The sequence below is a fragment of the Pirellulales bacterium genome, from assembly GCA_019636335.1.
GTDB lineage: Bacteria > Planctomycetota > Planctomycetia > Pirellulales > JAEUIK01 > JAHBXR01.
Genome location: JAHBXR010000015.1, coordinates 139,748 through 158,570, shown reverse-complemented (window position 1 = coordinate 158,570; position 18,823 = coordinate 139,748). Strand labels below are relative to the sequence as shown.

Here is an 18,823-nt window from a genome sequence, read left to right as displayed (position 1 = left end):
CGTATCGGAGTTTCACCAACTCGCGGACGTGGCCAGAAAGGCTGTTGACTAGCTCGTGCGCCTGCTGACGAGACTCGTCAGCGATCAGATTTGCGACGGGCAACGGCTCGCGGCGGTCGGCAAGAATGCTGACCAGTTCTTCCGGCCCGTCGTGTCTCTCGACCGTGCTGACATGCCGCCGCTTGCCGCCACGCTTGAGGCTGGACCGACTTCGCCAGTGGTCCGTGACCGCATGTCGCACAATGCCGCTCAGCCAAGCGATCATTGGATGCGAGCACGGCGTGCCATCCGAGCCGTCAAAGAAGGCCGGGTTGTAGGTATGCCGACTCTGCCACGCCTTCAGCAGGATTTCTTGGGCGAGATCGTCAACGTCTCGACTGCGAAGGCAGACTCGCAAAGCATGTTTGACCCACCATTCGTGGGCAAAAATCTCGGCCGCTGGATCGGCTTTAGCGATCATTCGTTCTCTCCAAGTTAGAGGGCCAATCGTCTCCCTCATTCCTCCCCTTAGCAGGTGAGAAAATGAGAGAAATGAGGGCGAAATGGAGAGAACTGTCGTTAAGTCCGAAGCGAATCTAAGTCGTGTTGCCGCAACGTATTTAGTTGCTATTTCACGACTTGCGTAAAATCGGCAGCCCAAGTTGAGGGCCTAGTGACCTTTATCGGTCGTGCAGGTTCAAGTCCTGTTTCCCGCACTTTCTCTTGTAGACCTGGACAATCTGTTCTGGTTGCTAGGTCGAATTCTGTCAGGTACGGAGCACCTGACCAAGGGTGGCGTGCGACGAGTGTGGTCGTTTAAGCGGTAGCCCGCTGGGCTGCGATCGCGGTAGAATCGCCTGCTCGAATTCCGCTGGCCGCTGCTAACTGAATGCTCCGCATGCACCCGCCCCTGCCTGGTAGTCCGCCGCCGTTGCCGTTGCTGATTACCGGCATCGCGGGGGTGGCGGGCTATAACGCCTGGCATTATTTCCATGCCCGTTATCCGGGGCGAGTCTTGGGCATTCGCCAGCGCGACAATTGGAAGCTGACGGGCGAAGGGATCGTGCCTTGCGATGCCGAGGATCGCGAGACGCTCTCGCGGCTCTTCGACGAGCATCGCTTTGCCGCCGTGCTCGACTGCGCGGGCAACTGCGCTTTGAAGGCGTGCGAGTTGGATCCCGAGCTGGCCTGGCGGATCAATGTCGAAGGGGTCCGCAACCTGGTTGAAGTCGCCGCGGCGCACGACGTGCGGCTGGTCCATCTGTCGATCGACCTGGTCTATTCCGGCACGCGCGGCGGGGGACACGTCGAAGCGGACTTCACCGACCCGGTGACCGTCTACGGCAAGACGATGGTCGAGGGAGAGCGCATCGTGACGGATGCCGCACCGCAGGCGGCGACGCTGCGCATCTCGCTGCCGATGGGCGTCAGCTTCAACGGGCATGCCGGCGCGATCGACTGGATTCAGTCGCGCTTCAAGAAATCGCGGCCGGCGACGCTCTACTTCGACGAGGTCCGCACGCCGACCTATACCGATTGTCTGAACGAGTTGTTCGAGACGGTGCTGGCGCGTCGCGATCTGTGGGGACTGTTTCACGCGGGTGGGCCGCGGCGGCTGAGCCTGTACGAGATCGCGCAGGTTATCAATCGCGTCGGCGGCTACGATCCCGACTTGTTGCACGGCTGCCCGCGTCTCGAGGCGGGTCCCATTCCGCCCCGCGCCGGCGATGTGACGATGGACTCGAGCCGGTTGGGCGAGGCATTGGGTTACGAGCCCTTCGATCCCTGGCCCTTCGACGACCGCTTCACGCCCACGCATCGCCAGTGGCACTACGAGCGCCCGGCGGGAGAAGGGGGCTCGCCGGCGCTGCTGGCAGAGATTCTCTACCGGAATCCGAAGCGTCGGAACCGGGCCGCGTCGTAGCGAGCTGCGCAATTTGCGAGGTTTTTTGGATCGTGCGATTCGTGGGCAGCATCGAAACGAGTCGGGCTGACCTTGTGACATTACGCCCGTTCTGATAGCACTCCGCCTGCTTGCGGCCTCATGGAGGAGACCGATCGCGTGCGCGCCGAGCCTCCCGCGGAACTAACTGCGCTATTGGAACGTCTGCACCTGGCGACCGCCGCTCAGGTGCGCGCCGAGCATGCGCGCGTTTCGAGACTTGCTCGCGACCTGCCGCTGTTCGAGTCGGTCTGGGTCGACGCCCTGGCGCAGGCGCGATTGCTCACCCCCTTTCAGGCGGCGGAGATCAACGCGGGACGTGGCGAACAACTTCTCGTCGGGCCCTATGTGCTCTACCAGCGACTCACTCCGGCGGCAGCCTGGGAGTGGTACGTTGCCCGCGAGGTCGAAACCTCGGCCGTTGTGCGATTGGCCGTCTTTCCCGTGGGGCGCCGCGACGCCAAAGAGTTGCTGCGCGCGCTCGAGAAGCTTGTCATCGCCACGGGAGAATTGGCGAGCGATCATCTCGCCCCCGCGATACGTTGCGGTATCACGGGCGAAACGGCCTGGGTCGCTTGTCGCCAGGTAGAAGGCCCCACGGCCGCGGCGTGGCTTGTCGAACATGGACGACTGCCCCCCGAGGCCGTACTCGAGATGGCGCGACAGATGGTCGCCGAGTTGGCGATCCTCGAACGCGCGGGGGTCTGCCACGCCGACGTACACGCCGGGCAACTCACGCTGGGCGCGGGGGGACGCACGGTGCTCATGCTGCCGGGCCTGCGCGCGATCCTCCGTCCCGAGGAAGGCTACGCGCACACCGACCTGGCGCCAGAGGCGTACGAAGGTCTCGCGCCCGAGCGCGTGGAACGAGGCACGCCCCCGAACAACGCCAGCGACCTCTTTGCTTGCGGCTGCGCCTGGTGGCACCTGCTGGCGGGGCGTTCGCCCCTGGCCGGAGGCAATGGCCTGGCCAAGGTAAAGGCCGCGCATGCGGCGCGGATCGACGACGTGACGCGGATTGCGCCCGACACGCCGCAACCGTTGGCCGTCGCCATCGCGGCCTGCACGCAGCGCGATCCACAACGTCGCCCCGATTCGTTCGCGGCGCTGGCGACTTCGCTGGGCCCGCCCACGCGCACCGGACGAGGCTCCGTCGCGGCTTGCATGGCACGCCACGCGGGGCATCGCGTGCGCGTGCGCACGCTGGTCGGCGCCACGCGCTGGAGCGATCACGCACCGGTCGCCGTCGCCGCGTTGGCAGGATGCCTGTTGACGGCCGCCGTGGTGACCTGGCCGCATTGGGGTAGGCCGTTGGTGACCTCGGCCAAGACGGCGGTGACGACGCCGCACGTGGCCGCAAAGAGTGGCAAGTTGCAGAAGCTCGCGCACCCCCCGGCGCTCGCCCCGCTCGATGTGCGTCCGACGACGCCATCCTCGGCGACGCTTTCGCTCGCGTCTGGTACTGCGCATGACGGCGCCGTCGTACCGGCATCGGCCACCGCGCCCGTCGCCAACGACAAGGAATTGCTGCTACCGACGGATCGACCGCTGAGAATCGCCGCGCTCGACCTGCGGCCGGGCCAAACGGTGCGCGGCGTCGATGGACGACGACCGCTCCTTTTGATTCCGGCAACGGGCGTGAGCGTGGCGGTTGAAGATGTGCGTTTTGCCGGGGTCGACTTTGTCATCGACGGCCACGCGGGAAGTGAAGCGGGGGCCGTGGCGTCGCCCCTGACGTTGCAGTGCTGGCGGACGAGCTTCGTGCAGTGCTCGTTTCAATCGCTCCGTGGCGATCATCTGGCCACGGCGATCGCCTGGCTGCCCGCCGACGCGGGCACGGATCTCGACCTGCCGACGGGCGTGTTGCGGTTCGAAGATTGCGTCTTCACGAATCTCACGGCCGCGATCGAGAAGCGATCGGCGGCATCGCTCTCGTTGGAGTTGAAGAACACGCTTTGCCTGGGCCCGGGCTCCCTGTTGCGACTTCCGGCCTGGCCCTCTGTGGAGCAGGCGGTCACGATTTCGATGAATCACTCGACGCTGCGCGAGGCAGGGGCGCTCGTCGAATGCCATACGGCGTCCGCGCCGCCGTTGCCTGGTCGATTAACGGTCCACGCTACCGACTGCGTGCTCTTTCCCTCGAAGTTGGGGGGGGTGTTTTACTTCGCGGGTCCTGAAGCGCCCGATCCGCTGATGGCGGCCATCTCGTGGACCGGTCAGGGATCGGTCCTTGGGGTGGGGGCTCAGATGCTGGCGTGGCTACGATCGGGGGCCACGCGTGCCATCCCACTTGCGGACGCCGAGCTCGACGTGGCCGGCCTGGTGCGGAACGACGCCGGGTTTGCGGGAGCGGCGTCGGCGGACCCGGGCTCGTCGCGGATCGTTCGCTGGCAGGTGCCGCTCCATTCGGCCGATCCACCAGGGGTCCGCGAGGCAGGGTTGGCGCTACCGAATCTCAGGGGCGAGCGGCGCTAGGGTGGGCTCTGCCGGCGCGATTTGACCGCCCCCCCTTTTCGACCTAGGGTTGCGTTAGAGTCTTTCCGATACGCGCCGTTCCCTCGCTTTTCTCATCTCTCAAAAGTCGGGCGTTCGAGCCTGGCGTAGGTGGTCCGATGCGATGGTTTCTAATCCGCCTCTTGCGAGGCGAAGATGCTGCCACCGCAGTTGAATATGCCGTGATGTTGGCACTGATTCTGTTGGCGATTCTGGCCTCGATTGGGGTCGTCGGCTCGCAAACCGGCGGCCTGTGGGGCGGAATTGAAGCCGACCTGAACGCACAGGGCTTCGGCTCATAGGCCGAAGAATAGCAAAGCACCAGGGCAATTCCGCTGCTTGTGACAATTCGATGCTGCTGTGAGCGTCGCGTCGTCGCCTTCGCCCCGTGCGAAGCGCCATCACGCGACGCTCATTTTTTGCGCGTCAGCGTCCCGCGCGCAGGAGCCGATCGACCTGTAACAGCCCGGCGATGCTTTTGGCATCCTGGATCTCGCCACGATCGATCATGGCGAGCGCCTCGTTCCAATCGGTGACGAGGGTCTCGATCTCTTCGGTGGCGTCGAGGTGCGTTTTGCCCGCCGTCAGGCCGCGGGCGACGTAGAGGTACATCCGTTCGTCGAGGATGCCGGGAGACATCCAGAATTCGCCGACGGCCTCGATCGAGTTGGCGCGATAGCCGGTTTCCTCCCGCAGTTCGCGGTGCGCCGTTTCGAGCGGCGGCTCCCCCGGCTCGAGCGTTCCGGCGGGCAGCTCGACGAGCGTCGTGCCGACCGAAAGCCGGAAATTGCGGATCAGGCAAATCCGACCGTCGTCGAACAGGGGCACGATCGTCACGGCGCCGGGATGCCGCACCGTTTCACGGACGTGCAATTTGCCGGTGGGGCTGATGCCAGCATGGCGTTCGACGCGAAAGCGTTGTGCTTGCAGCAGGAGTTCGGGGGGTGGTACTTGCATGGCGACTCTCCGTCGATTGCCTCGATTTTCGGGCGACGCTAGAATACAGCTTATCGGAGACTTGCTCCTACGGCCGCCTTGGAAAGCCCGCGGCGCGAGGGAACCCCTCCGGCGCGTCGTGCGGCAATCTCACCGTTGGCGGCGGTACACTCCTTCTCGCGGTCTCTTTAGGCCATGCGCGATCTGCTTGGATGGAATGTTTCGCTCGGACGCTGGGCCGGCGTGCCAGTCCGGATCCACTTCTTCTTTCTGGTCTTTGCGGTTTTAGCGCTCAATCCGCAGTTCGACTTTTCGCCCGCGTTCGGGGCGATCGTCATCGGGCTCCTGTTTGCCAGCGTGCTGCTGCACGAACTGGGGCACAGCGTGGCGGCGGTGCGCATGGGGGGGCGCGTCGAGCAGATCGTCTTGTGGCCCTTCGGCGGGCTGACGCAGGCTACCGTGCCCCACGAGCCGCGGGCCGAGTTGGTGACCTCGTTTGCCGGGCCGCTGGCCAATCTCTTTGCCTGCGTCTTGATCCTCCCCCCCCTGGTCATCTGGGGGGGCGCCGCGGTCGAGACGGGGGGCGTGCTGAGCTTCGATCCGTTGCGTCCGCCGGTGTCGGCCGACGGCGCCATCACCTGGCAACTGACGGCCGGCCTGGCCTTCTGGATCAACTGGATGTTGTTCCTGGTGAATCTGCTTTTGCCAGCCACGCCGCTCGACGGGGGGCGCGTGATGCGCTCGGCGTTGTGGCCTTTCGTGGGCTATCGCCACGCCGCCATGCAGGTCGCCTGGGCGGCTCGTATTACCGGTGTAGTGCTCTGCCTGGCTGGGTGGTTTATCAGCACGCGGCCCGAGGAATCGGGCGTCGCGTTCGAACACGCCTGGGTTCCCATGTCGCTTTTGGGGGTGTTTCTCTTTTTCAGCGCCCAGCAAGACGCCGACCGTCTGCGCGAGGGGGACCGCGAGGATGCCGCCTTCGGCTACGACTTCTCGCAGGGGTACACGAGCCTGGAACGCTCGTTCGAGCCCACGCGCAGCGGTGGCCCCAGCGCCATGAAGCAGTGGTTCGAGCGTCGCCGCATCGCCAAGCTCGAACGCCAGCGTCAGCAGGAAGAAGAAGAGGATCGCCGGGTAGACGAAGTCCTCGCGCGGCTGCACGAACTGGGGCCCAACGGCATCTCGCCGGAAGACAAGGCCCTGCTCGACCGCGTTAGTGCCCGGTATCGCAATCGCGAGACCAGCTAGGGGCTGGTTTTTGGGCTGCCAGTCCCCCCCTCGTCCGGACCGGTCGCACCTGTCGCGATCGCTACGTTCCGCACGCGAATTTCCAGCTTGCGGCTGGACGAAACTCCTGTACCGATCACGTTTTGCCCACGGATCGCTCGTAACCTAAGCTTCCATCGGAACGAAGGCATCTGGGCTACAGTCACCCCTTGGGCCGAGTGTCGATGACGAGTTTTGGCATCACGACGATCGCGAATGGCACGAGTGCCAGCGGTACCGAACGCCCGTTGCCCTCTACGCTGCGTCACGCCGCCCGGGCGCTGCGCGATGCGTTTGGAATCGGCTTCCAGCTCTTCGACGGCGAGACAGGCGAACTCGTCGTTGCGGGAGACGACCAGCCGGTGGGGGACATGGGGCTGCGTGAAGAGCTCTGTCGCGCGGTGGCGCGTCGTGGCCGCATCGAGTTTCTGCAGGAAGAACCGCCAGTCATGCTGCTGGCGATTCCGATTCCGTTCGAGGACCGGGGCACGATCGTGGCCGCGGCTGCCTTCGTGACGGGCGAACTCGACGACGTCGAGCACCAGCACGGCGTGTCGCTGCTTGGGCTCACTCCTCAGGAAACGCACGACTGGTGTACGCGCCAGCGTCCCTGGACGGCCCATGCCCTGGAGCGGACCGCGCACATGCTGCTCGCGAAGCTCGAGTCCGAGCGGCGCGTGTTGCGACTCGAACGTGAGGCGGACGAACTCTCGGTGCAGATCGCCGCGACCTACGAGGAGATCAGTCTCCTTTACCGTTTGATTCAAAACCTGAAGATCTCGGCCAAGCGCGACGTGCTGGCGCGCCTGGCGCTCGAGTGGATCGCCGAGGTCTTGCCGGCGCGTGGCCTGGCGATCGAGTTGCTGCCGTCGGGCGAAACCGAGGAAGCGGCGCTGGGAGCGAACTCGGGGCCACTGCTGCTGACCTATGGTGAATGCCCGGTCGATCTCGAGGGGATGCGGCGCCTGATCGATTATTTGAATCTCGGCGCGACGAGCGTGCCGGTGGTGGCCAATCCGCCCGTTTCGGAGAAACCCGACTGGCCCCATCCAAGCATCCGCGAGTTGGTGGTCGTGCCCCTGGCCGAAGGGGAAAAGTTGTTCGGTTGGCTGGCCGCCTTCAATCACACGTCTGGACAGCAATTCGGCACGGTCGAGGCCAACCTGCTCAACTCGGTCGGCACGATCCTCGGCATTCACAGCAGCAATATCGATCTCTATCGCCAGCAGGCCGAGCTGCTGGCGGGGGTGGTCCGGGCGTTGACCTCGGCCATCGACGCCAAGGACCCCTACACCTGCGGCCATAGCGATCGCGTGGCGAGAATCTCGGTGCGGCTGGCCCAGGAGATGGGGCTCGATCTCGACACGCTCAAGACGATTTACCTCGGCGGTCTGCTGCACGACGTGGGCAAGATCGGCATCGACGACAACGTGCTTCGCAAGCCGGGCAAGCTGACCGAGGCCGAGTTCGCGCACATCAAGACGCACGTCGAGATCGGCTACCACATTCTCATCGACCTGAAGCAATTGAGCCACGTGTTGCCGATCGTGCGCCATCACCACGAATCGTGGGACGGCCGCGGCTATCCGCACCAACTCACGGGCGAGAACATCCCCTTCCTGGCGCGCATCGTGGCTGTGGCCGATGCGTTCGACGCCATGAGCAGCGACCGCGTGTACCGCAAGGGGATGGACGAGGAGAAGCTCGACGGCATCCTGCGCGACGGCGCCGGCAAGCAATGGGATGCCGACGTCATCGCGGCCTTCTTCCGCGCCCGCGACGACGTGCGGCAGATCGCTCAGAGCGAATCGGCCCTCTCCGATCAGCGTCTGCGCGGCGATTTCTCGTAACCAGGTACGGCAGGCAAAATTCTGTCAGGTACGGAGTACCTGACCTACGCGCGCGGTCGCGCCGTTGGTGTGCGCACCGTGGGCGATTCTCGCTCAGCCCCCCAGGCGGGGGCGCTTGCGGGTCGAGCAGACATCGACCACGCGGCCCGTGTCGGTCAGGGCGACGTGGTGGCGATCTTCTCCCTCGATGCGATGCACCGAGAGGTGGTAGGCCTCGTCGGCCGCGGCCAGGTAGGGACGCGATTCGAGCGGCGCGGGACGGCGAATCTTGCCCCACGAGCCATCGCCCAGGTAGACGATGCCGTTCGGATCCTTGAGGCCATCAAGCATCGGGTGCGTGCGCTTGAAGGTGTGATCGTGGTGCTCGAACACCGCGTCGACGTTGTACCGCTCGAACAGCGGACACCAGTACTTGCGGTTGGCATAGCCCGAGTCGCCATCCTCCCCCGTTTCGTCGAACGTACGGTGCGACGGATAGGCCGGCACGTGATTGAAGACGAACACCGTCGGGCAGTCTTCGCGCTCTTTCAGCGTTTTTTCCAGCCAGTCGGTCTGGTCGCCGGCAATGGGCGAGGTGTGATTCGTGTCGAGCAGGATGAGCGACATGTAGTCGCCGAAATCGAGGCTCGCGTAGCCGGTGTCCTTGAACAGGCCATCGAACACGGAATAGAAGAAGGCCGCCTTTTCGCGCGGCTTGTTGTAGCCGCCGTCGACCTCGTGGTTGCCGAGGCAGGCCAGGAGCGGAATCAACCGCCCCTCGGCATCGCGCACGTCGCGCGAATAGTTCTTCAGAAACTGCAGGAACACGCCCGGGTTGCGCGAGTTCTCGTAGGCGAGATCCCCCCCCAGCACGACGAACATGGGGGATTGCCGCGCCGCGACCTTGTTCGTTTCGATGGCGTGCTCGCCGATGCCGCTGTCGCCCCCCGAGACGAAGTGGATCGTGTTCGTTGCCTTGGCCGGCATCGTACGGAAACGCTGCTCGGTCGAGTCGAGGCCGACGCGAAACATGTAGTCCTTGTCGGGCTGCAGGCCGGTGAGTTCGGCGCGGAAGATCCAGCGGCCGCTCTGCGGGAAGGGGCGCGCCGTGTGCTGCTGACTCTGCCAGAGGTTGTCTCCCACGGCGCGGTACCAGATCGGACGGTCTTTGCCGTCCTCTGCCGAGCCGACCCATTGGATCGTCATCGTCGTGGTCGGGTCCTGCTGCCAGGTGAGGAACAGGGCGATCGGCTCGAAGGTCGGGGGCGCCTCGAACTTCGGTTGTGCGGCGTCTTGCGCCCAGGTGGGGCGGGCGTACTGGCTCGCCAGGATCAAGGAACCGGCCTGGAGCAGCGAACGGCGACTGAGACTGAGCATGACGTACCTTCCTACGGGGCGGGCGAGCGCGGTCCCTGGGCCGCGCCGCGAGACAGGTGGGCAGTATCCTCCACAGGATAGCCGCCCGCGGCCTCGATCTCTACCGTTCCGCCACGTAGAGGGGGGGATGAAGTTTTCGTCAGCTCGTGCCGTGCTTACTCGGAAGAGCCTACGTGGCGCGCCCGGATCAGCACGTAACCCTCGCGGTCCCAACGAAGAAAGATCTCGTAAATGTGGCCGCGAAAGCGATAGCCTTCGTCTTCGAGTTGCTCGATCACCTGCCAGGGTAACGTGCGCAGGGCGCGGACACTGTATTCGCAGGCACACCAGAAGTGGCGCCCCAGGGCGGCGCCGTCGGTGTGGCGATACAGGGTCCAGGCTTCGGTCATCGTGTCGTCATCGATGTGGCCACGCAGACGCTCGCCGTCGCGTGGTCCGCCGAGGAATTCGAACACCAGGGCCTGCCGCTGCTGGAGCACGGGCTTACCCCTTGAGCTTGACCGTGACGGTTTTCAGTTCGGTGTAGTGTTCGAGCGCGGCCTCGCCATTCTCGCGGCCATTGCCCGACATCTTGAACCCGCCAAAGGGCGTGGTCGTGTCGACGACGTGGTAGCAGTTGACCCACACGGTACCGGCCTTGACGCGCTTGGCGTAGAGGTGTGCCTTGTCGATGTCCTGCGTCCAGATGGCCGCGGCGAGACCGTAAGTGGTGTTGTTCGCGCGCTCGATCACTTCCTCGACGCCGCGGAACGGCAGCACGCTGACCACGGGGCCGAAGATCTCGTCGCGCGCGATCGTCATGTCGTCCGACACGTGGTCGAAGAGGGTCGGCTCGACAAAGAAGCCCCGCTCGCCACGCCGCTGCCCACCGACGACGAGCCGAGCCCCCTGCTGCTGCCCTTGCTCGACGTAGCCTAGGATCTTGTCCAGTTGCTCCTGCGAGACCTGCGGGCCCTGTTCGGTAGCGGGGTCGAGCGGATCGCCGAGCTTGCGCTGCTTGGCCTTCGCGGCGAGACGCTCGACGAACTCGGCGTGAATCTTCTCTTCGACGAACAAGCGGCTTCCCGCCGTGCAGCACTGTCCGCCGTGGAAGTAGATGGCGTGGAACGCCCCCGCCACGGCCTCGTCGAGATCGGCATCGGCGAAGATCACATTCGGGCTCTTCCCGCCGAGTTCGCAGGTGACGCGCTTGAGCGTGTTGGCCGCCGACTTCTGGATGATCTTGGCGGTGTCGACATGCCCGGTGAAGGCGATCTTATCGACCTCCGGATGCGCGACGAGCGCCGCGCCGGCCGTCTCGCCAAAGCCGTTGACCAGGTTGACGACTCCCGCCGGGAAGCCCGCTTCGATGGCCAGTTCGCCCAGACGCAGCGCCGTGAGGGGGGTCTGCTCGGCAGGCTTCATCACGATCGTATTGCCGCAGGCGAGCGCGGGTCCCCACTTCCACGCCAGCATCAGGAGCGGGAAATTCCACGGGATGATCTGACCGACGACGCCCACGGGCTGGCGCAGCGTGTAGGACAGAAAGTTGCCACGGACCGGCACCGTGCGCCCTTCGATCTTGTCGGCCCAGCCGGCGTAGTAGCGGAGCGTGGCGGCGACGCCGGCCATGTCTCCCTTCGCATCGCTGATGGTCTTGCCCGAGTTGAGCGATTCGAGCGCCGCCAGTTCTTTGGCGTGTTGGTCGACGAGATCTGCCAGGCGAAACAAGAGTCGACCGCGATCGACGGCATCGGTGTTGCCCCACGGGCCAGACTCGAGTGCCGCGCGTGCCGCCTTCACGGCGCGATCGATGTCGGCGGCCGTTCCGGAGGCTACCTTGGCAATGGTTTCGCCCGTCGCGGGGTTGATCGCCGCGAGGCGGCCGCCGTCCGAGGCGTCGACCCATTCGTTGTTAATCAGCAGCTTCGTCTGGCGGATCGCGGGAGGCGCCGAGGCAGGCATGGTCATCATGGCCATGTGCGGTTCCTTGTGCGTGGGTGAGTCGTGGCGGCGGTGCGTGGCGAAAAAGCGGGGCGCCCTGTTGTGGCCCCCCGGCGAGATCGTTATATCTGAGCGAATATCACGTGCGAAAGCAATCGTCCCGGACGATACTTTTTTTCTCGAAAACTCGGAGTCTGCGATGAGCCGAATGCTGATCTTCCTGGCAACCCTACGTTGGCCGGCCACGGCGCTGGTCGCGTTGATATTGACCGTCCTTACCGTCATGCCTGCGGCGCGGGCCGACGAAGCGACGCTGCTCGCCTCGGGGCTCGAGAATCCGGAGTCGGCCGTGGTCGGCGGCGATGGAAGGATCTACGTGACGATCATCGGCAAGTCGAACGCCGACGGCGATGGTCGCGTGGGCGTGCTCGAAGGCAACGAGATCAAGACGTTCGCCGAGGGGCTCAACGATCCGAAGGGGATCGCCCGGCGCGGCAACGATCTGGTCGTGGCGGACAAGACCAAGGTGTGGCTCGTCGGTCCGCAGGGGGAAGTGAGCGTCTTGGCCGAGGCCGATCAATTTCCGGTCAAGCCGCGTTTCTTTAACGACATCGAAGTGGGCCCCGACGGCGAGGTGTATGTCTCGGACACGGGCGCTTTCACGTCGCAGAGCGCGGTGTTTCGCATTGCGCCGGCGGGCGAAATCACGGTCGTCGCGGATACGAAAACCTTGCCCGAACTGAAAGGGGCCAACGGCGTGCTTCTCGACGGCAAAGAGCATCTGCTGGTGGCGGACATCACCGCGGGCAAGCTCTATCGCGTGGAGTTGGCGACCGGCAAAGGCGTGGAGATCGCGTCCGATCTGGGGGGCGCCGATGGACTGGCCTGGGACGCGAAGGGGCGACTCTACATCAGCGACTGGCGCGGGGGCCGCGTGTTTCGCCGCGATACGGCCGAAGCGGAGCCCCAGCTCTTTACCGAAGGGTACAAAGCGGCCGCCGATATCGCCTTCGATCCCGCCGGCCGCCTGTTGCTGCCGGACATGCGCGCAGGTACCCTCACCGCGATTCCGATCAGCGACTGAGAAGGACCGCGATGAACCCCGTCGTCGTGATTCAGCACATCGCCTGCGAAACGGCAGGAACGATCGAAGACGTCTTGCGTGAGGCGGGATTGAATCTCACCTTCATACGGACCTTTCTCGGCGATACGATACCCGCGAGCGCGTCGGAAACGAGCGGTATCGTCGTGATGGGGGGCCCGATGAGCACGCACGAAACCGATCGCTACCCGCACCTTCGCGAGGAGTTGCATCTGCTGGCTGGCGCCTGTGTGGCCGAAGTCCCGGTACTAGGCATTTGCCTGGGCAGCCAATTGCTCGCGGCGGCAATGGGAGCGACTGTTCGCGCCAGTGGATACCAGGAGATCGGTTGGAAAAGCGTTGAGCTATTGCCCGCCAGCGTCGATGACCCCCTGTGGCACGGCATGCCGCAGCGTTTTGTTCCGCTCCATTGGCACGGAGACGTGTTCGATCTTCCCGCCGGCGCGGTGGGGTTGGCACGTTCGGAATGGACGCCATGCCAGGCGTTCCGCTGCGGCGCGACGGCGTATGGATTATTATTTCACCTGGAAGCAACACTCGAGACCTTGCGGGAAATGGTCGTGACGTTCGACGCGGAGTTGAAAGGCGCCGGCATCGCCGGCGATAGCATCCTCGATCAAGCCCCAGCAAGATTGTCCGATCTCAAACTCATTGGCCGCGAGGTGTTTCGTCGGTGGACCGAATTGGTTGTTCGGCAAAGCCGACAACGTGTACGTTGCTAACGAAACATCCACGCGGCTAACTAAACGAGGAGTTCCCAGATGAGTCGTCTGTTCGTGGTTTCGCTCTTCCTGACCGTGGGAGTGTGCAGCGCATCGGCGTTGTCCAAGGTGGCCGCGGCGGACGTCGATCAACGTCCCCTGCCGCTGGGCGTGGTGAACGCATTCCCCGAGATCGAATGGACGGGCTGGGACTTTGGCGAGGACTCGGGCGTGCCGCAGCCGATTCGGCCGATCCTGCTGACGAACGCGGGAGATGGCTCGGGACGGATCTTCGTTCCCACGCAACACGGCGTCCTACACATACTCGACCAGGGAGCGAAGACCAAGGACACGAAAGTCTTTCTGGATATGTCCTCGAAGGTCTCGTACGACGACAAGACGAACGAAGAAGGCTTTCTCGGCCTCGCGTTTCATCCCAAGTTCAAAGAGAACGGCGAGTTCTTCGTCTACTACACGAACAAGGCCAAGAAGCATCAGAACGTCATCTCGCGGTTTCGGGTGAGCAAGTCGGATCCCAACGTGGCCGATCCTGACTCGGAAGAGGTCCTGCTCGTGCTCGACAAGCCGTTCTGGAATCACGACGGCGGCACGATCGCCTTCGGTCCGGATGGCTATCTTTATGTGGCGGTCGGCGACGGCGGGCTGGCGAACGACCCGTTCAAGAACGGCCAGAAGATGAGCACGCTGCTAGGCAAGATTCTGCGAATCGATGTCGACAGCAAGTCGGGGGATCTCGCGTACGGAATTCCAGCAGATAATCCTTTCGTGGGCGAGAAAGACGCCCGCGGCGAAATCTGGGCCTACGGACTGCGCAACGTCTGGCGTATGGCGTTCGATCCGGTCACGAAGCGTCTGTGGGCCGGCGACGTCGGACAAGACACCTGGGAAGAAATCGACCTGATCGTCAAAGGGGGCAACTACGGCTGGAACATTCGCGAGGGGCTGCACCCGTTCGCCAAGCAGGGGGACAGCGCCGCGGAGAGCGAGAAGCCCGCGGGCATGATCGATCCCATCTGGGAGTATCATCATGATGTGGGCAAGTCGATCACCGGGGGGCTGGTCTACCGGGGCAAGGCGGTACCCGAGCTGGTCGGCGCTTATCTCTACGCCGACTACGTGACGGGCAAGATCTGGGCCCTGCGCATCGACGAGGAGACGGGCAAGGTCGTCTCGAATCGCGAGATCCCCTTGAACAAGCCGATCGTGATTCTTTCGTTCGGCGAGGACGAGGATGGCGAGGTCTATTTCATGACCTATGCGCCAACGCCTGAGTCCATCTACCGCTTCGAATCGGAGAGCAAGTCGGGAAGTTAGAGCGATTTCAGGAATCGCTCCGTGGTTTGGCGCACGGCGGCGTCGAGCTGGCGATAGATCTCGACGGTCGAGCGTCCGTAGGGCGTGAGCCGCGTTCCGCCACCTTTGGCGCCGCCGGTCGAGGCCTCGACGACCGGCTGCGGCGCGGCGTCGTTCATGCTTTTGACCAACAGCCAGGCCCGCCGGTATGACATGCCGACGCTGGCGGCCGCCTGGCGAATGCTGTGGTGCTCGTCGATGGCTTCGAGCAGCGCAACGCGACCGCGGCCGAGGACGACTTCGCCGTCGTTCTCGAGCCAGATGCGCATGCCACACGACCACTTGTTGCGTTTGGCCATCGGTGCTTCGAGCGTACGAGAAGTGCAGGTCAGTCGACGGCCAGCATCACGTCCGATGCCTTGATCACGGCGTACACCGGTTTGCCGACAGCCAACTCGAGGTTGTCGACCGATTCCTTGGTGATCACCGAGACGATTTGCAAACCACCGGGCAACTCGACGATGACCTTCGAGTTGACGGCGCCCGGCTCGATCGATTGAACGGTGCCCTGGAGCTGATTGCGTGCGCTGACTTTCATCTTGGTTCTCGCGTGTCGATGGGGCGATTCGGAGATCGTCCGCTCGATTCTATCCGCAGGGGCGGTGGCAAAAAACCGAGCCGGCCCCCGCTACCCGGCGAAACCACACGTGAACGACAGGGTTCACCCTGTAGGCGGGCAACGTGCGCCGCGCTTGCTTTTGCCGGGGGGCACTCCTACAGTCGAAGTAGTCCAACCCCCGATCAGGCCCCGTGTGGCGATTGCACGCGGCCTGCCCACCCTGCCTCCCACCGTCCGCCGCGCGGACACCCTCACGCCAGTTCGGGAAACATACCGATGTCACGCCGTTTTGACCGTCTCGTGGCTGCTTGCGTTGCGTCCGCTCCGCTGTTGATGTCGACGTCGTGGGCCGTCGAGCCGACAGTGGCCAACTGGCCGACCTTCCGCGGCGCCAACCGTTCGGCGGTGGCCCCCGATCGAGATCTGCTCGATGCGTGGCCCGAAGGGGGACCGAAGTTGTTGTGGCAGACCTCGGGGGCCGGACGCGGCTATTCGAGCCTGGCCGTGGCGAACGGTCGCGTCTACACACTGGGAGACAACATTCCCGGGGCCGAGGATCAGGACGAGTACCTCACTTGCTTCGACGAGGCCGACGGCAAGCTGCTTTGGAAGTTGAAGGCGGGGCCACCCTGGAACGAAGGCAAACCCACGTGGCAGGGGTCGCGCAGCACGCCGACCGTGGATGGCGATCGCGTCTACTTCCTCACGCCGCATGGCGTCCTGGTCGGCGCGGACACTGATGGGAATGAAATCTGGCGCAAAGATCTGCGCAACGACTTTGGCGGCGTGAAGGCCGACAACTGGGGCTACGGCGAATCGGTGCTCATCGATGGCGAGAAGCTGGTCTGCACGCCGGGGGGACCGACCAACACGATGGTCGCGCTCGACAAGAACAACGGCGAAACGATCTGGACGATGATCCGGCCCGAGGACCGCGGGGCGGGGCACGCCTCGATCGTCGTGGCCGAGATCGAAGGGACGCGCATCTACGTGCAAGCGACCGGCAGCGGACCGATGGGCGTGCGCGCCGACGATGGCAAGTTGCTATGGAAGTTCGACATTGAACAGACGACCGCCGTCATTCCCACGCCGATCGTGCGCGACGAACTGGTCTTCTTCGTGGCCGGCTATGGCCGGGGTGGCGCGCTGTTGAAGCAGGTGCCGGCCGACGACGGCGCGATCGACGTCGAAGTCGTCTATCCGCTCAAGACCGAGTTGGGGAACAAGCACGGTGGAGTGGTGCTGGTGGGGGACTATCTCTACGGTGATTCAGAAGATCGGGGCATTCCCTATTGCGCCGAACTATTGACGGGCGAGGTGAAGTGGAAGTCGCGCGGCGCGGGAAGAGAATCGGCCTCGGTGGCGGCGGCCGACGGCCATCTCTACATCCATTACGCCAATGGGACCATGACCCTGGTCGAGGCCTCGCCCGAGGAATTGAAAGAGACGGGCGTGTTCGAAGTGCCGGGCAGCGGCGATAACCCCGGCTGGGCGCACCCGGTCATCACCGGCGGCAAGCTTTACCTGCGCGAAGGGGACGTGATCGTCTGCTACGACGTGCGTCAGTAACGCCTCACGCGAGCGATCTCGTCATTCCGCTTGCTGCTGCGCAACACCGACCATTTTGCGATGTTCGCCGTTCGAGTGGTTCGTTCGCACCGCAAAATGATCGGTGCTAACCCACTATCGCTCGTCGGCGCTTTCGGGTGACGGTGAATCCTGTTCGCCTTCCGCCGGCGCGTCGGCAGCGGGCTGTTCGTTTTCGCTGGCGTCGGCGTCTGGCGACTCCTTCAGCCACTTGCCGCGCAGCTTGTTGCCATGCTGCTGGGGCGAGCTGTCTTGCGAATAGAGCTCGATCGCCTCGGGCAGCTTGCCAAGCTCTTCGTAGGTCCGCGCGAGGTTGTAGCGGGCGCCGTAGGTCCAGGGGCCGCTCGGCGTGGCCTCGAGGGTGCGCTTCTTCAGGTGAGCTTCGGCCTGCTCGAACATCCCGCGGTCGAACGCCACGAGCCCCAGCCAATAGCTGGCGTCCCGTTTGCCAGCGACGTATACCTCGCGAAGTTCCCCTTGCAGATTGGCGGCTTCGATTTCGTCGTCCGAGGGACGCGCCAACTGGTAATAGAAGCTCGCGCTCTCTTCGCCGTCGAAGTCGCCTTTGAAATGGTGGATGCGTCCCCGCCAGAGCGGATTCACGGCCCCCTTCGGCGTCTGCACCGGGGCGGCGAAGAAGGGCACCATGTCGCGGAGCAGTGCTTCGCGCTGGGGCGCGGTCATGGCGCCCTGCCAGTTCTGTACCTCGTAGGGATAGTTCCACAGCTTGGCGTCGGACACGTGGGGCGAGTTTTTCAGCCGCGCGATCAAATCGGTCGGATCGGTCGACAGCAGCAGGCGATTGTCCCCCGCCATCTGCGACTCGAACAAGCTCATGCGACGCGCGAGATAGAGGGGCGAGGCCTCGGCCAGCGCCACGACTCCCTGGAGCCGTGCGGCATCGATCGGGTAGCGATGCTGCTCGTCGAGATCGAGCTGGCGCAACAGCGATTCATCCGCCACAACCTGCTCGAGCGTGGCGACCCCCTGCCCCCCCGGCCCGGGAACCGGCAACCCCAGCCGCGGATCGAACAAGTAGAGTTGATTGTTTTCGAACAGCGCCGGCAGCCACGGTTCGAGTTTGCCCGAGCCATCCTTGGCGGGAAGGGCCAGCATGACGACGTCGAGTTGCTGCTGACGCGCGAGCAGGATGAACAGCCAGGCACGCTCCACGGCCGTGCCATGCCCGACGAGCAAGGTCTGGAACGGCAGCCGGCGCGGGCCCTCCTTGCCGTCGGCGTCGAGTTGTACGTTGCGCACGACCCAGTCGAATAGATGGGTCGCTTGGGCCAGCGGATCTGCCTCGTGCCCGCGGGCCACGCGCGAGATGTTGCGCAGCCAGACGACCTCTTGCAGAAAGCTCGCGTCGAGATCGCTGAACTTGACGGCAGCGAGGTCGTGGAGGGCAATGACCCTGGCAAATTCGGGGGGCAAGCCGTTGATGGCGGCGTCGGGCTGCCAGGGCTCGGCCGTGGCTTTCTTCTGCAGGTCGATCCATTGATTCAGCCGGACGATGATCGTCTTCATCATCTCCTGGCTGTCGAACTCATCGAGATGATCGAGATTGTCGATCGCAAAGGCGTGCAGGTCGCGGCTCAGCCCGGCGCCGACCGCCGCCGCGGTCGAAGACTGCTTGCCCGCGCTCGAGTTGGAGTCCTGCGAGCAGCCCGCCGCGGTAACGAGCACCAACACGCAGACCCATGCCGCGAGCCACACTTGGCGCATTGCCACGAGGTGCGCGCCGGGAGAACGATC

At 64.4% G+C, this 18,823-nt stretch carries 17 protein-coding genes; 9 read left to right on the top strand and 8 right to left on the bottom strand.

What is annotated here, in order from left to right; translation table 11 throughout:
• The coding region (locus KF708_15755; GenBank protein MBX3414143.1) for a hypothetical protein at positions 1 to 460 on the bottom strand (460 nt) is incomplete at its 3' end.
• A 408-nt stretch (positions 461 to 868) separates the two neighbouring features.
• On the opposite strand from KF708_15755, the gene KF708_15750 reads away from it, so the two are divergent.
• The 3 genes from KF708_15750 to KF708_15740 all read left to right on the top strand — a co-directional run bounded on the left by KF708_15750 (position 869) and on the right by KF708_15740 (position 4,716).
• On the top strand, positions 869 to 1,903 hold the full coding sequence (locus KF708_15750) for a sugar nucleotide-binding protein (protein MBX3414142.1): 1,035 nt from the start codon (positions 869 to 871) through the stop codon (positions 1,901 to 1,903).
• Between the two features lie 138 nt (positions 1,904 to 2,041).
• A complete protein-coding gene (locus KF708_15745) occupies positions 2,042 to 4,396 on the top strand; it encodes a protein kinase (GenBank protein MBX3414141.1) in 2,355 nt (784 codons plus the stop codon).
• A gap of 137 nt (positions 4,397 to 4,533) precedes the next feature.
• The gene (locus KF708_15740) at positions 4,534 to 4,716 is read left to right on the top strand and encodes a Flp family type IVb pilin (protein MBX3414140.1); all 183 of its coding nucleotides are present in this window, start codon (positions 4,534 to 4,536) and stop codon (positions 4,714 to 4,716) included.
• Between the two features lie 124 nt (positions 4,717 to 4,840).
• Here KF708_15740 and KF708_15735 read toward each other — a convergent pair whose 3' ends face one another.
• A complete protein-coding gene (locus KF708_15735; protein MBX3414139.1) occupies positions 4,841 to 5,371 on the bottom strand; it encodes an NUDIX hydrolase in 531 nt (176 codons plus the stop codon).
• A 174-nt stretch (positions 5,372 to 5,545) separates the two neighbouring features.
• Here KF708_15735 and KF708_15730 point away from each other — a divergent pair, with 174 nt between their 5' ends.
• Positions 5,546 to 6,598, top strand: a complete 1,053-nt coding sequence (locus KF708_15730; GenBank protein ID MBX3414138.1) for a M50 family metallopeptidase — start codon at positions 5,546 to 5,548, stop codon at positions 6,596 to 6,598.
• Positions 6,599 to 6,801: 203 nt separating this feature from the next.
• On the top strand, positions 6,802 to 8,466 hold the full coding sequence (locus KF708_15725; protein ID MBX3414137.1) for an HD domain-containing protein: 1,665 nt from the start codon (positions 6,802 to 6,804) through the stop codon (positions 8,464 to 8,466).
• Positions 8,467 to 8,559: 93 nt separating this feature from the next.
• On the opposite strand, the gene KF708_15720 is transcribed toward KF708_15725, so the two are convergent.
• From KF708_15720 to KF708_15710, 3 genes are all read right to left on the bottom strand, one after another.
• Positions 8,560 to 9,822 carry a metallophosphoesterase family protein gene (locus KF708_15720; GenBank protein ID MBX3414136.1) on the bottom strand — a complete coding sequence of 421 codons (1,263 nt, stop codon included), beginning with the start codon at positions 9,820 to 9,822 and terminating at the stop codon, positions 8,560 to 8,562.
• 155 nt (positions 9,823 to 9,977) lie between these two features.
• On the bottom strand, positions 9,978 to 10,301 hold the full coding sequence (locus KF708_15715) for a hypothetical protein (GenBank protein MBX3414135.1): 324 nt from the start codon (positions 10,299 to 10,301) through the stop codon (positions 9,978 to 9,980).
• Positions 10,302 to 10,305: 4 nt separating this feature from the next.
• Positions 10,306 to 11,781, bottom strand: a complete 1,476-nt coding sequence (locus tag KF708_15710) for an aldehyde dehydrogenase family protein (GenBank protein ID MBX3414134.1) — start codon at positions 11,779 to 11,781, stop codon at positions 10,306 to 10,308.
• A gap of 163 nt (positions 11,782 to 11,944) precedes the next feature.
• Here KF708_15710 and KF708_15705 point away from each other — a divergent pair, with 163 nt between their 5' ends.
• The 3 genes from KF708_15705 to KF708_15695 are packed head-to-tail and all read left to right on the top strand — an operon-like array spanning position 11,945 to position 14,883.
• Positions 11,945 to 12,829 (top strand): SMP-30/gluconolactonase/LRE family protein, encoded by an 885-nt coding sequence (locus tag KF708_15705; GenBank protein ID MBX3414133.1) that lies wholly within the window; start codon positions 11,945 to 11,947, stop codon positions 12,827 to 12,829.
• A gap of 11 nt (positions 12,830 to 12,840) precedes the next feature.
• A complete protein-coding gene (locus tag KF708_15700) occupies positions 12,841 to 13,569 on the top strand; it encodes a gamma-glutamyl-gamma-aminobutyrate hydrolase family protein (protein ID MBX3414132.1) in 729 nt (242 codons plus the stop codon).
• Between the two features lie 39 nt (positions 13,570 to 13,608).
• Positions 13,609 to 14,883, top strand: coding sequence for a PQQ-dependent sugar dehydrogenase (locus tag KF708_15695; protein ID MBX3414131.1), 1,275 nt, complete (start codon positions 13,609 to 13,611; stop codon positions 14,881 to 14,883).
• Here KF708_15695 and KF708_15690 read toward each other — a convergent pair.
• Complete coding sequence (locus KF708_15690) at positions 14,880 to 15,221, bottom strand: winged helix-turn-helix domain-containing protein (protein ID MBX3414130.1); 342 nt, start codon at positions 15,219 to 15,221, stop codon at positions 14,880 to 14,882. The genes KF708_15695 and KF708_15690 overlap by 4 nt on opposite strands.
• Before the next feature lie 29 nt (positions 15,222 to 15,250).
• Positions 15,251 to 15,460, bottom strand: a complete 210-nt coding sequence (locus KF708_15685; protein ID MBX3414129.1) for a molybdopterin-binding protein — start codon at positions 15,458 to 15,460, stop codon at positions 15,251 to 15,253.
• 354 nt (positions 15,461 to 15,814) lie between these two features.
• Between KF708_15685 and KF708_15680 the strand changes: the two genes are divergently transcribed.
• On the top strand, positions 15,815 to 17,050 hold the full coding sequence (locus KF708_15680) for a PQQ-like beta-propeller repeat protein (protein MBX3414128.1): 1,236 nt from the start codon (positions 15,815 to 15,817) through the stop codon (positions 17,048 to 17,050).
• Between the two features lie 114 nt (positions 17,051 to 17,164).
• On the opposite strand, the gene KF708_15675 is transcribed toward KF708_15680, so the two are convergent.
• A complete protein-coding gene (locus KF708_15675; GenBank protein MBX3414127.1) occupies positions 17,165 to 18,799 on the bottom strand; it encodes a hypothetical protein in 1,635 nt (544 codons plus the stop codon).
• Positions 18,800 to 18,823: the final 24 nt, after the last annotated feature.

Excerpts from the sequence above, each read along its gene's own strand:
- KF708_15740 (MBX3414140.1), top strand. The coding sequence starts at position 4,534 with ATGCGATGGTTTCTAATCCGCCTCTTGCGAGGCGAAGATGCTGCCACC.
- KF708_15705 (MBX3414133.1), top strand. The coding sequence starts at position 11,945 with ATGAGCCGAATGCTGATCTTCCTGGCAACCCTACGTTGGCCGGCCACG.
- KF708_15700 (MBX3414132.1), top strand. The coding sequence starts at position 12,841 with ATGAACCCCGTCGTCGTGATTCAGCACATCGCCTGCGAAACGGCAGGA.
- KF708_15680 (MBX3414128.1), top strand. The coding sequence starts at position 15,815 with ATGTCGACGTCGTGGGCCGTCGAGCCGACAGTGGCCAACTGGCCGACC.
- KF708_15710 (MBX3414134.1), bottom strand. The coding sequence starts at position 11,781 with ATGGCCATGATGACCATGCCTGCCTCGGCGCCTCCCGCGATCCGCCAG.
- KF708_15720 (MBX3414136.1), bottom strand. The coding sequence starts at position 9,822 with ATGCTCAGTCTCAGTCGCCGTTCGCTGCTCCAGGCCGGTTCCTTGATC.
- KF708_15695 (MBX3414131.1), top strand. The coding sequence starts at position 13,609 with ATGAGTCGTCTGTTCGTGGTTTCGCTCTTCCTGACCGTGGGAGTGTGC.
- KF708_15725 (MBX3414137.1), top strand. The coding sequence starts at position 6,802 with ATGACGAGTTTTGGCATCACGACGATCGCGAATGGCACGAGTGCCAGC.
- KF708_15730 (MBX3414138.1), top strand. The coding sequence starts at position 5,546 with ATGCGCGATCTGCTTGGATGGAATGTTTCGCTCGGACGCTGGGCCGGC.
- KF708_15735 (MBX3414139.1), bottom strand. The coding sequence starts at position 5,371 with ATGCAAGTACCACCCCCCGAACTCCTGCTGCAAGCACAACGCTTTCGC.
- KF708_15750 (MBX3414142.1), top strand. The coding sequence starts at position 869 with ATGCTCCGCATGCACCCGCCCCTGCCTGGTAGTCCGCCGCCGTTGCCG.
- KF708_15690 (MBX3414130.1), bottom strand. The coding sequence starts at position 15,221 with ATGGCCAAACGCAACAAGTGGTCGTGTGGCATGCGCATCTGGCTCGAG.
- KF708_15685 (MBX3414129.1), bottom strand. The coding sequence starts at position 15,460 with ATGAAAGTCAGCGCACGCAATCAGCTCCAGGGCACCGTTCAATCGATC.